The organism is Rathayibacter sp. AY1F3, assembly GCF_002931975.1.
GTDB lineage: Bacteria > Actinomycetota > Actinomycetes > Actinomycetales > Microbacteriaceae > Rathayibacter.
This window is the reverse complement of sequence record NZ_PSVF01000032.1, coordinates 19,527-31,048: the sequence shown is the minus strand read 5'-3', so window position 1 is coordinate 31,048 and position 11,522 is coordinate 19,527. Positions and strand designations below refer to the sequence as shown.

Below are 11,522 nucleotides of genomic sequence, written 5' to 3'. Positions count from 1 at the left end.
GCGAGGGCGCGGGGGAGGGCGGCGCGTAGACTGGGGCGGCCATGATCCAGACTCTCGACCTCCGCGGCCGTCGTCCCTCCTCCGCCGAGCTCCTCGCCCTCGTGCCCCGCAATCCGGGCACGTCCGCCTCCGTCGGGCCCGTCGTCGCCGAGCTGATCGCCGACGTCCGCGAACGCGGCGCGGAAGCGCTCCTCGACCAGGCGGAGCGGCTGGACGGCGTGCGCCCCCCGCACCTCCGCGTGCCCGCCGAGCAGATCGCCGAGGCGCTCGACCGCCTCGACCCGGCCATCCGCAGCGCACTCGAGGAGGCGATCGCGCGCGTCCGCCGCGCCAGCGCCGCACAGATCCCCCCGCCCCGCACCACCGAGCTCGACGACGGCGCCACGGTCACCCAGCGCTGGCAGCCCGTCGCCCGCGCCGGGCTGTACGTCCCCGGCGGCAAGGCGGTCTACCCGTCGAGCGTCGTCATGAACGCCGTGCCCGCGCAGGCCGCCGGAGTCGCCTCCATCGCCCTGGTCTCGCCGCCGCAGAAGGCGTTCGGCGGCTCCGTCCACCCCACGATCCTCGCGGCGGCCGCTCTGCTCGGCATCGACGAGGTCTACGCGGTCGGGGGCGCCGGAGCCGTCGCCGCACTGGCCTACGGCGTCGACTCGATCGGGCTGGATCCCGTCAGCATCATCACCGGGCCGGGCAACGTCTGGGTCACCACCGCGAAGCGCCAAGTGCTCGGCCAGGTCGGCATCGACTCCGAGGCGGGCCCGACCGAGATCCTCGTGATCGCCGACGACTCCGCCGACCCGCGCCTTGTCGCCGCCGACCTGGTCAGCCAGGCCGAGCACGACGAGGCCGCCTCCGCGGTCCTGGTCACCGACAGCGCCGAGCTCGCCGCCGCCGTCGAGCGCGAGGTCGCCGCCCAGGCCGCTGCCACCCACCACGCGGAGCGCGTGGCCATCGCACTCGACGGCCCGCAGTCCGCGCTCGTGATCGTCGACGACCTCGAGCTCGCCTGCGCGTTCAGCGACGCCTACGGCCCCGAGCACCTCGAGCTGCACACGGCCGACCCCGTCGGGACGGCCGAGCGGATCCACGACGCCGGCGCGATCTTCCTCGGCCCGACCACCCCGGTGAGCCTGGGCGACTACCTCGCCGGCTCCAACCACGTGCTCCCGACGCTGGGGCAGGCGCGCTTCTCCTCCGGGCTCGGCGCCTACACCTTCCTCCGGCCGCAGCAGCTGATCTCCTACGACCGCGGTGCGCTCGAGCGCGTCGCCACGCACATCCGCGCTCTCAGCGACGCCGAGGCGCTGCCCGCCCACGGCGACGCCGTCGACGCCCGCTTCGCCTGAGACCGAGAGGCCCTCGATGTTCTGCCCCTTCTGCCGGCACCCCGACTCCCGAGTGATCGACTCGCGCACGAGCGACGACGGCCTCTCGATCCGCCGCCGCCGGCAGTGCCCGTCGTGCGGCCGGCGCTTCTCGACGACCGAGACCGCGAGCCTCGTCGTGATCAAGCGCAGCGGAGTCGTGGAACCGTTCAGCCGCGAGAAGATCGTCAGCGGCGTCAGGAAGGCCTGCCAGGGCCGACCCGTCACCGACACCGATCTGGCCGTCCTCGCGCAGCGGGTGGAGGAGAGCATCCGCTCCACGGGCGCGTCGCAGATCGACGCGAACGACATCGGCCTCGCCATCCTGCCGCCGCTGCGCGAGCTCGACGAGGTCGCCTACCTCCGCTTCGCGAGCGTCTACCAGGCGTTCGACTCGCTGGACGACTTCGAGTCTGCGATCACCCTGCTCCGCGCCGAGCGCACCTCCGTGCCCCACAGCGCCGACGAGATCTGAGGCCCGGGTGTACCCGCTCCTGTTCCGCACCGTCCTGCGCCGCCTCGACCCGGAGCGGGCGCACCACCTGAGCTTCCCGGTGATCCGGGCCCTCGGAGCCCTCGCTCCGGTCCTGCGCCGGACCACCGTCCCGCGCGGAACGCCCGCGGTCGAGACGCTCGGGCTCCGCTTCGAGACCCCGTTCGGCGTCGCGGCCGGCTTCGACAAGGACGCCACCGCGGTCCTGGGCTTCGGTGCGCTCGGCTTCGGACACGTCGAGGTCGGGACCCTGACCGCGCGGGCGCAGCCGGGCAACGACCGGCCGCGCCTCTTCCGGCTGATCGCGGACCGCGCCGTCGTCAACCGGATGGGCTTCAACAACCACGGGGCCGAGGCCGCGGCGCTGCGGCTGATCCGGCTACGCAGCGCGCGCCGCCGCCCCGTGATCGGCGTCAACATCGGCAAGAGCCGGGTGGTCGAGGTGGACGACGCGATCGAGGACTACCTGATCAGCACGCGCCTTCTCGCGCCGCTCGCCGACTACCTCGTCGTGAACGTCAGCTCGCCGAACACCCCCGGGCTCCGCGGCCTGCAGGAGATCGACCGCCTCGAGCCGCTCCTCGCGGCAGTCAAGGACGCCGCCGACACGACGCCCCTGCTGGTCAAGATCGCCCCCGACCTCTCCGACGACGAGGTCGGCCGGGTCGCCGAGCTCGCCGTCCGCCTGAGTCTGGACGGGATCATCGCGACCAACACGACGCTCTCCCGGGAGGGCCTCTCGACCGACCGCGCCGTGGTCGAGGCGGCCGGCGCCGGCGGCCTCTCCGGTGCCCCGCTGGCCGCGCGCTCGCTCGAGGTGCTCCGCGTGATCCGCGGCGTCGTCCCCGCGGCCTTCTGCGTGATCTCCGTCGGAGGAGTCGAGACGGCCGAGGACGTGCGCGAGCGCCTCGACGCGGGCGCCACCCTCGTCCAGGGCTACACCGCCTTCATCTACCGCGGGCCCCTGTGGGCTCGGGACATCAACCGGGGACTGGCCCGCGCCTCCTGACCCGCCGTGCACGACGAAGGGCCCCGGAGCCGCGCGAGGCGCGACCGCAGGGGCCCTTCGTGGTCCGCCGTCCGACTACTCGGGGAAGGCGCGGCGCTTGACCTGGGGCTTCGGCAGGCGCATGACGCGCAGCTGGAGGGCGCGCATCGCGGCGTACCAGCGGATGCCCTTCTCGACCTTGTCGGCGCCGTAGCGCTCGGCGAGCTTCCGGCGCATCCGCATGCCGAGGAGGATGCAGTCGATCACCGCGAGGAGGAAGAACACCCAGAGGATGACCAGCGTCGCGTACTGCAGCTCCGGCTGCGGGAAGAAGCTCAGCAGCAGGACGACGACCATCACCGGGATGAGGAACTCGCCGAGGCTGAAGCGCGCGTCGACCCAGTCGCGCACGAACCTGCGCTGGGGACCCTTGTCGCGCAGCGGCAGGTAGCGCTGGTCGCCGGCGGCCAGGCCGATGCGGGCCTGCTCGCGCGACACGGCGGCCTTCTCGCGGGCGTCGCGGGCGGCCTGCTTGCGGTCGGTGACGACCAGCGGACGCTTGCGGGCCAGCTCCTGCTCGCGCCGGGTCGGCGTCGGCCGGCCCTTCCCGGAGCCGGGGGAGCCGGCGTCGTCGGGCGTGTCGGTTGCGATCGGGTGCTTGGCCACGGGGAACGTCCTTGGAATCGGGGGTCTCTTAAGATTACCTCCATGGCTCACGACGCTCCGACTCCGCCCGCACTCTCCTCCGACGAGGAGGCCGTCCTCGCCGCCGTCCGCGACGATCTGCCGCGCTCGCTCGCCCAGCTCGGGCAGCTCGTGCGGATCCCGTCCGTCTCGTGGGACGGCTTCGACGCCACCCGCGTGGCCGCCAGCGCCGAGGCCATCGCCGAGCTCGCACGCGAGACGGGTGTCTTCGACGAGGTCGCGATCCACAGCGCCACGATCGACGGCACGGACGTGCTCGGCCAGCCGGCCGTCCTGGCCACCCGCGCCGCCCGCAACGGAGCGCCGACCGTCCTCCTCTACGCCCACCACGACGTGCAGCCGCAGGGCGCCGAGTCGGCGTGGGAGACGCCTCCGTTCGAGCCGACCGTGCGCGGCGACCGCCTGTACGGGCGCGGTGCCGCCGACGACAAGGCCGGAGTCGTGTCCCACCTCGCCGCGGTGCGCGCACTCCGCGAGGTCGCGGGCGAGGACCACGACCTCGGGCTCGTCCTCTTCATCGAGGGGGAGGAGGAGTTCGGGTCGCGCTCGTTCCCCACCTTCCTCCGCGAGCACCACGACGCCCTCCGCGCGGATGCGATCATCGTCGCCGACAGCGACAACTGGGACGTCGACACCCCCGCGCTGACGGTGGGCCTGCGCGGCAACGTCACCTTCACCCTCACCGTCAGGACCCTCGCGCACGCCTCGCACTCGGGCATGCTCGGCGGAGCGGTCCCGGATGCGATGCTCGCGGCGGTCCGCCTGCTCGCGACGCTCTGGAACGAGGACGGCTCGGTCGCCGTCGCCGGCCTCACCGAGCACGACGGAGCGGTCCCCGAGACGACCGAGGAGGACCTCCGCCGCGACTCGGGGCTGCTCGACGGGGTCTCGCCAATCGGCACCGGTGCGATCCTCTCGCGCCTGTGGTCGAAGCCGGCCGTCACGGTCACCGGGATCGACGCGCCCAGCGTCGTCGACGCCTCCAACACCCTCGTCCCGTCCGTGCGCGTGAAGATCAGCGCCCGCATCGCCCCCGGCCAGGACGCGGAGGAGGCCTTCGCCGCCATCGAGAGCCACCTGCGGGCGAACTCCCCGTTCGGCGCTCAGCTCGTGATCGAGGACGTCGACACCGGCAGCCCCTTCCTGGTCGACGCGACCGGCTGGGCCGTGGACCTGGTGAAGGGCGCGATGGCGGACGCCTGGGGACGCGAGCCCCTCGAGACCGGGATCGGCGGGAGCATCCCGTTCATCGCCGACCTCGTGCGCGAGTTCCCCGAGGCGCAGATCCTCGTCACCGGTGTCGAGGACCCCGACTCGCGCGCGCACAGCCCCAACGAGTCGCTGCACCTGGGCGTCTTCAAGCGCGCCGCGCAGACCGAGGCGCTGTTCCTGCTCCGCGCCGCCGCTCACCGCGACTGACCACCGGTCGTGGAATACCCGGGTGACCACCCGGGTTGCAGCCGTAGAATCCCGGAAGGCACGACGACCGTTCCGCCCGTCCCCTGAGGAGTGACATGTCAGACACACTGACCGACCAGACGGCGACCCCCCTCGCCACCCCGCCCAGCGCGGCCCACGGCGTCTCGATGACCCCGACCGCCGCCGCCAAGGTCAAGAGCCTGCTCGAGCAGGAGGGCCGCGACGACCTGCGCCTGCGCGTCGCCGTGCAGCCCGGCGGCTGCTCCGGCCTCATCTACCAGCTCTACTTCGACGAGCGCACCCTCGACGGCGACGCCGCGGTGGAGTTCGAGGGCGTCGGCCTCGTCGTCGACAAGATGAGCGTCCCCTACCTCGACGGCGCCTCGATCGACTTCGAGGACACCATCCAGAAGCAGGGCTTCACCATCGACAACCCCAACGCGGGCGGCAGCTGCGCCTGCGGCGACAGCTTCCACTGACGCCGCGCGGCCCGGGCCGCAGCGCCTCCGAACGGCGTCCGACAGTCCACTCCGGTGGCCCGTCGGGCGCCGTTCGTCATGACTGCACCACTCGGCCTGGACGTCAAGAGCGGGTCGTCGTGCACCGGGCCGCCGGAGCGGAAGGGTAGGCTGGAGCCGGTCTAATACAGTTTCGTGTGAACTGGTCCCCAGTCTTCCGAAAGGTCACCGGTGCGCTTCAATCGCCGAATCCGCAGATGGGTCGCTGCCCCCGTCGCAGGAGCCCTCGCCCTCGTCCTCGCGGGCTGCACGCAAGAGCAGCTCCAGGGCTGGCTCCCCACCGAACCCGGCACGACGAACCACGTCGACCGCGTCATCGGACTCTGGGTCACCTCCTGGATCGTCCTGCTCGCCGTCGGCGTCGTCACGTGGGGTCTCACCATCTGGGCGGTGGTCGTTTACCGCCGTCGCAAGGGGCAGACCGGCCTGCCGGTCCAGCTGCGCTACAACATGCCGATCGAGATCTTCTACACGATCGTGCCGCTGATCCTCGTGATCGGCTTCTTCGCCTTCACCGCGCGCGACCAGGCCGCCATCGAGCAGCCCTACGACGACCCGGACGAGACCATCCAGGTGTACGGCAAGCAGTGGGCGTGGGACTTCAACTACGTCGACGAGGACGTCTACTCCGCCGGTATCCAGGGCCAGTACCAGGAGGGCGGAGACGCCGCCGGCTCGCTCGTCGAGTCCGAGATCCCCACGCTCTACCTGCCCGTCGGACAGAAGATCAAGATCCAGCTCGACGCGCGCGACGTGATCCACTCCTTCTGGGTCGTCGACTTCCTCTACAAGAAGGACATGATCCCCGGCAAGACGAACTACATGTACGTCACGCCGCTCAAGGAGGGGACCTACGCCGGCAAGTGCGCCGAGCTCTGCGGCGAGTACCACTCCGCGATGCTCTTCAACGTCAAAGTCGTCTCGCAGGGCGAGTACGACGACTACATCCAGTCGCTGCGCGACGCGGGCCAGACCGGTCAGCTCGGCGCCGAGTACAACCGCAATTCGAACCTTCCCGGAACCGGCGCGCCGGCCCGTGAGAACGAGGAGTAAGGGAGCATGAGCACCGCCACGGCACCCCGCCCGACGCGCACCGCCGGCATTCCGCCGGTCCAGCGCAAGGCGAACGTCCTCGTCCGCTGGATGACTTCGACCGACCACAAGGTCATCGGGTACATGTACCTGATCACGTCGTTCATCTACTTCTGCATCGCCGGCGTGATGGCCCTGGTCATCCGCGCCCAGCTGTTCGAGCCCGGCCTGAACGTGGTCGAGACGCGCGAGCAGTACAACCAGCTGTTCACGATGCACGGCACGATCATGCTGCTGATGTTCGCGACGCCGCTCTTCGCCGGCTTCGCCAACGTCCTGATGCCGCTGCAGATCGGCGCCCCCGACGTCGCGTTCCCCCGCCTCAACGCCTTCGCGTACTGGCTCTACAGCTTCGGCTCGCTCATCGCGGTCGCCGGATTCGTCACCCCGCAGGGTGCGGCGTCGTTCGGTTGGTTCGCGTACGCGCCACTGTCGAGCACGACGTTCTCGCCAGGGCTCGGCGGCAATCTCTGGGTCTTCGGCCTCGCGCTCTCGGGCTTCGGCACGATCCTCGGCGCGGTGAACTTCATCACGACGATCATCACGATGCGCGCCCCCGGCATGACGATGTTCCGGATGCCGATCTTCACCTGGAACATCCTGGTGACGTCGATCCTCGTGCTGCTCGCGTTCCCGGTGCTCGCCGCCGCGATGTTCGCCCTCGGCGCCGACCGGGTGTTCGACGCCCACATCTACGACGCGGCCAACGGCGGCGTCCTGCTCTGGCAGCACCTGTTTTGGTTCTTCGGCCACCCCGAGGTGTACATCATCGCGCTGCCGTTCTTCGGCATCGTGTCCGAGGTGTTCCCGGTCTTCAGCCGAAAGCCGATCTTCGGCTACAAGACGCTGATCTACGCGACCATCGCGATCGCCGCCCTCTCCGTGACGGTGTGGGCGCACCACATGTACGTCACTGGATCGGTCCTGCTGCCGTTCTTCTCGCTGATGACCATGCTCATCGCGGTCCCGACCGGCGTGAAGATCTTCAACTGGGTCGGCACCATGTGGCGCGGATCGGTGACCTTCGAGACCCCGATGATCTGGGCGATCGGCTTCCTGATCACCTTCACCTTCGGTGGACTCACCGGCGTCATCCTCGCGTCGCCCCCGCTCGACTTCCACGTCTCGGACTCGTACTTCGTGGTGGCGCACTTCCACTACGTCGTGTTCGGAACCGTCGTCTTCGCGATGTTCTCGGGCTTCTACTTCTGGTGGCCCAAGTGGACCGGCAAGATGCTGAACGAGACGCTGGGCAAGTGGCACTTCTGGCTGCTGTTCATCGGCTTCCACACCACCTTCCTCATCCAGCACTGGCTGGGCGTCGTCGGCATGCCGCGCCGCTACGCCAGCTACCTCCCCGAGGACGGCTTCACCTGGATGAACCAGGTGTCGACGGTCGGAGCGATGATCCTCGCGGTGTCGCTGATCCCGTTCTTCCTGAACGTGTACATCACGGCCCGCAAGGCGCCCAAGGTGACGGTGAACGACCCGTGGGGCTTCTCCCGGTCGCTCGAGTGGGCCACCTCGTGCCCGCCGCCCCGCCACAACTTCACCTCGATCCCGCGGATCCGAAGCGAGGCCCCGGCGTTCGACCTCAACCACCCCGAGGCCGGCATCCCCGTCGGAATCGGTCCGGCGAAGGATGCTCCGGACGCCCCCACGTACGACAAGTCCGAAGGCACGGTGAAGTAGGGCCATGCGCGCCAACGTCAATCTCTTCTGGCTCCTCGCGGGCTTCTTCCTCCTCGCCGACATCACGTACATCGTGTGGTCGCTGCTCGACACGGGCCAGGTCGAGTGGGTCGGCACCGTCGGCATCGGTCTTTCGGCCGTGCTGGGCGCGTTCATCGCGTTCTACGTCGGCCGCGTCCACAAGGCGCAGGGTGCCGAGCTCCCCGAGGATCGCCTCGATGCGGACATCGATGACGGGGACCCCGAGCTGGGCTTCTTCAGCCCGTGGAGCTGGTGGCCGCTGATCCTGGGCGGTTCCGCGGCCCTCGGATTCCTCGGCCTGGCCGTGGGGTTCTGGATCACCTACATCGCCGTCGGACTCTTCCTGGTCGCCATCGCCGGCTGGGTGTACGAGTACTACCGCGGGTACTTCGCCCGCTAGGGCGCATCGCACGGCCGAGGGCCGGGTGCACGGGGGCTTCGGCTCCGTGCACCCGGCCCTTTCGTGTATCCAGGAGGAAGGGACGCGCGGTCGGGACCCGGTCGGCTCGGCCCTTCGGCTTCGTGCAGGGGCGTCGCTCGCCGATCGGTGGCGGATCGAGCCTCCCGGTGAGGGCCGGGACCTCCCGGTCAGGGCCGGGACCGCTCAGTGAGGGCTGACGAGCTGAGCGGGATCTCTCTCGGTGTCCCGCTGGCAGGACACAGAGGCGTCCTGCGCGGAGGAGCTCGTTCGAGCAATAGCCGACGGCCCGCGACGCGGAAGCTCGCAGGGGAGCGCAGCGAGCGGCGCCGAGCAGGAGAGTCGGGCCGCGTCATCACCCTTCCAGAGCAGCGCTGCGACGGCTCCTGCTCCGGTCACGGCTGAGCGGGCTACGCCTGTGGCGGCTCTCCTGTGCGCGTGTGGGTGTGCCGACGGTGGTGGCCGCTACGGTCGGGGATACTGCTGCGCCTGCGGCCGTACTGGGCCCGCCGCGCCTGTTCTGGCGCCTGCGCCGCCCTACGGACTCCTGCACACCGTTCCGACCCCAGCGGAGCCCGCTCCCCGGCGGAACCGCGGGCGCCCCTGCGGCTCTTGGAGTTCCTCGGTACGTCTAGCGGGTCGTGCCGGTCGGTGCGAGGACAGGGAGCCTGAGACGCCGCTGCAGCGACGGTCGTCGATGTCCGGAGGTCGCCTCCTCGGTCTCACCGGCGAGCGTCGCCGTCGCCGATCACAGAGGGCTCGGCCGTGAGCGGGGGAGGGCAGTCCTGACAGGCCTGCTGAGGATGGGTGCCCTCGAACCGATGCCGAGTGTCTCGACGTGGACGGGGACGGGGACCTCACCGGACGACGACACTGCGACCATGCAGACAGGCTGGATCACTCGGTGATCCGAGGGAGGCGGACGTCTCCAGCTCGGCGGTGAGACGGCGTCTCGTGATTCAAGGAGCGGAGGTCTCGAGGTCCGGAGTATCGCCCCACGTTCCTGCCGGCTTGTCGCCGTCGAGGCGCTGTGATCCGGTCTCACCGGCTCTCGGTGCACCGACGACCTCCACCGCGCCGGAGGACAGGCGCCGCCCCGCTGGGGGAACGACGAAGGGCCCGGACGAACGAACGTCCGGGCCCTCAGGGGAGGATCAGTGCTCGCTGTGCGAGCTCTCGAGCTCCTTCTGGGTGACGGGGGTGATCCGGTCCTCGAAGAACCAGCGGGAGAGGCCGGCGCGGACGCGCTGCGGGGCGGTGATGCGGCCACGCGAGTCCGGACGGATCATCAGGGGCTCGTACTCGTCCTGACCGACGAGCTTCCAGCGCTCGTACTCGTCGAGCTGCTGGTGCACCTCGATGAACTCGCCGCCGGGGAGGCGGACGATGCGGCCCGACTCGAAGCCGTGCAGCGCGATCTCGCGGTCCTTCTTCTGCAGCGCCAGGCAGATGCGCTTGGTGATGAAGTACGCGATGAACGGACCCGCGATGAGCAGGAACTGCAGGCTGTGGATCACGCCCTCCATCGTGAGGTGGAAGTGCGTCGCGATGAGGTCGGACGAGGCGGCGGCCCAGAGGACGGCGTAGAAGCTGACTCCGGCGGCGCCGATCGCGGTGCGGGTCGCGGCGTTGCGCGGGCGGTCGAGCAGGTGGTGCTCGCGCTTGTCACCGGTGATCCACGCCTCGAGGAACGGGTAGAGCATGACCACGGCGATGAACAGTCCGAGACCGACGAGCGGGATCAGGATGTTGAACGACAGGGTTCCGATGCCCGGGATGGCCCACTCGAGTCCCGGCGGGACGAGGCGCAGGGCGCCGTCGGCGAACCCGATGTACCAGTCGGGCTGGGTTCCCGCGGAGACGGGCGAGGGGTCGTACGGGCCGTAGTTCCAGATCGGGTTGATCGTGAACAGCGAGGCGATGAGGACGACGACGCCGAAGACGATGAAGAAGAATCCACCGGCCTTCGCGGCGTAGACCGGCAGCACCGGGTAGCCGACGACGTTCTGCTCGGTCTTGCCCGCACCGGGGAACTGGGTGTGCTTGTGGACGACCACGAACACGAGGTGGAGGGCGATGAACGCGAGCACCAGTGCCGGCAGCAGCAGGATGTGCAGCGTGTAGAGGCGGCCGACGATGTCGGTGCCCGGGAACTCGCCGCCGAAGAGCAGGAACGAGATCCAGGTGCCGACGATCGGGATGCCCTTGACCATGCCGTCGATGATGCGGAGGCCGTTGCCCGAGAGCAGGTCGTCGGGGAGCGAGTAGCCGGTGAAGCCCTCGGCCATCGCGAGGATGAAGAGGACGAAGCCGATGACCCAGTTGAGCTCGCGGGGCTTGCGGAACGCACCGGTGAAGAAGATGCGCAGCATGTGCAGGCCGATCGAGGCCACGAACAGCAGCGCCGCCCAGTGGTGGATCTGCCGCATCAGCAGGCCGCCGCGGATGTCGAAGGAGATGTCGAGCGAGGACGACATCGCCGCCGACATCTCGATGCCCTTGAGGGGCAGATAGCTGCCCTCGTAGTGCGTCTCGACCATCGAGGCCTGGAAGAAGAAGGTGAGGAAGGTGCCCGACAGCAGGATGATGACGAAGCTGTAGAGCGCGACCTCGCCGAGGAGGAAGGACCAGTGGTCGGGGAAGATCTTGCGACCGAACTCCTTGACGACCGCGGAGATGCTCGTGCGCTCGTCGATGTAGTTCGACGCCGCTCCGACGTACCCCTTCTGGAACTTGCCGGATCCGAGGATGACGCCGTCCTCGGGCTCCGCGGGGGAGCTGGAGGGGCGTGAGGGGGTGGTGGTGGACATGT

The 11,522-nt window shown here is 69.9% G+C and carries 10 protein-coding genes; 8 read left to right on the top strand and 2 right to left on the bottom strand.

What is annotated here, in order from left to right:
• Positions 1-41 precede the first annotated feature (41 nt).
• The 3 genes from hisD to C5C39_RS14860 are packed head-to-tail and all read left to right on the top strand — an operon-like array spanning position 42 to position 2,866.
• Complete coding sequence (hisD, locus tag C5C39_RS14870; RefSeq protein ID WP_104353738.1) at positions 42-1,346, top strand: histidinol dehydrogenase; 1,305 nt, start codon at positions 42-44, stop codon at positions 1,344-1,346.
• Positions 1,347-1,362: 16 nt separating this feature from the next.
• Complete coding sequence (gene nrdR, locus C5C39_RS14865) at positions 1,363-1,839, top strand: transcriptional regulator NrdR (protein WP_104224657.1); 477 nt, start codon at positions 1,363-1,365, stop codon at positions 1,837-1,839.
• Positions 1,840-1,846: 7 nt separating this feature from the next.
• Complete coding sequence (locus C5C39_RS14860; RefSeq protein ID WP_104233339.1) at positions 1,847-2,866, top strand: quinone-dependent dihydroorotate dehydrogenase; 1,020 nt, start codon at positions 1,847-1,849, stop codon at positions 2,864-2,866.
• Positions 2,867-2,941: 75 nt separating this feature from the next.
• Here C5C39_RS14860 and C5C39_RS14855 read toward each other — a convergent pair whose 3' ends face one another.
• Positions 2,942-3,511, bottom strand: a complete 570-nt coding sequence (locus C5C39_RS14855) for a DUF3043 domain-containing protein (protein ID WP_181136402.1) — start codon at positions 3,509-3,511, stop codon at positions 2,942-2,944.
• Positions 3,512-3,553: 42 nt separating this feature from the next.
• Here C5C39_RS14855 and C5C39_RS14850 point away from each other — a divergent pair, with 42 nt between their 5' ends.
• The 5 genes from C5C39_RS14850 (at position 3,554) to C5C39_RS14830 (ending at position 8,692) form a co-directional block, all read left to right on the top strand.
• Positions 3,554-4,969 (top strand): dipeptidase, encoded by a 1,416-nt coding sequence (locus C5C39_RS14850; protein WP_104353737.1) that lies wholly within the window; start codon positions 3,554-3,556, stop codon positions 4,967-4,969.
• A 95-nt stretch (positions 4,970-5,064) separates the two neighbouring features.
• Complete coding sequence (gene erpA / locus C5C39_RS14845) at positions 5,065-5,448, top strand: iron-sulfur cluster insertion protein ErpA (protein ID WP_104224654.1); 384 nt, start codon at positions 5,065-5,067, stop codon at positions 5,446-5,448.
• 210 nt (positions 5,449-5,658) lie between these two features.
• Complete coding sequence (gene coxB, locus C5C39_RS14840; protein ID WP_104224653.1) at positions 5,659-6,540, top strand: cytochrome c oxidase subunit II; 882 nt, start codon at positions 5,659-5,661, stop codon at positions 6,538-6,540.
• A gap of 6 nt (positions 6,541-6,546) precedes the next feature.
• The gene (gene ctaD / locus C5C39_RS14835; RefSeq protein WP_104276432.1) at positions 6,547-8,271 is read left to right on the top strand and encodes a cytochrome c oxidase subunit I; all 1,725 of its coding nucleotides are present in this window, start codon (positions 6,547-6,549) and stop codon (positions 8,269-8,271) included.
• Between the two features lie 4 nt (positions 8,272-8,275).
• Complete coding sequence (locus tag C5C39_RS14830; RefSeq protein ID WP_104224651.1) at positions 8,276-8,692, top strand: cytochrome c oxidase subunit 4; 417 nt, start codon at positions 8,276-8,278, stop codon at positions 8,690-8,692.
• A 1,172-nt stretch (positions 8,693-9,864) separates the two neighbouring features.
• Here the strand turns inward: C5C39_RS14830 and C5C39_RS14825 are convergent.
• A complete protein-coding gene (locus tag C5C39_RS14825) occupies positions 9,865-11,520 on the bottom strand; it encodes a ubiquinol-cytochrome c reductase cytochrome b subunit (RefSeq protein WP_104224650.1) in 1,656 nt (551 codons plus the stop codon).
• Between the last annotated feature and the right edge of the window lie 2 nt (positions 11,521-11,522).

Excerpts from the sequence above, each read along its gene's own strand:
- ctaD (WP_104276432.1), top strand. The coding sequence starts at position 6,547 with ATGAGCACCGCCACGGCACCCCGCCCGACGCGCACCGCCGGCATTCCG.
- C5C39_RS14850 (WP_104353737.1), top strand. The coding sequence starts at position 3,554 with ATGGCTCACGACGCTCCGACTCCGCCCGCACTCTCCTCCGACGAGGAG.
- hisD (WP_104353738.1), top strand. The coding sequence starts at position 42 with ATGATCCAGACTCTCGACCTCCGCGGCCGTCGTCCCTCCTCCGCCGAG.
- C5C39_RS14825 (WP_104224650.1), bottom strand. The coding sequence starts at position 11,520 with ATGTCCACCACCACCCCCTCACGCCCCTCCAGCTCCCCCGCGGAGCCC.
- nrdR (WP_104224657.1), top strand. The coding sequence starts at position 1,363 with ATGTTCTGCCCCTTCTGCCGGCACCCCGACTCCCGAGTGATCGACTCG.
- erpA (WP_104224654.1), top strand. The coding sequence starts at position 5,065 with ATGTCAGACACACTGACCGACCAGACGGCGACCCCCCTCGCCACCCCG.
- C5C39_RS14830 (WP_104224651.1), top strand. The coding sequence starts at position 8,276 with ATGCGCGCCAACGTCAATCTCTTCTGGCTCCTCGCGGGCTTCTTCCTC.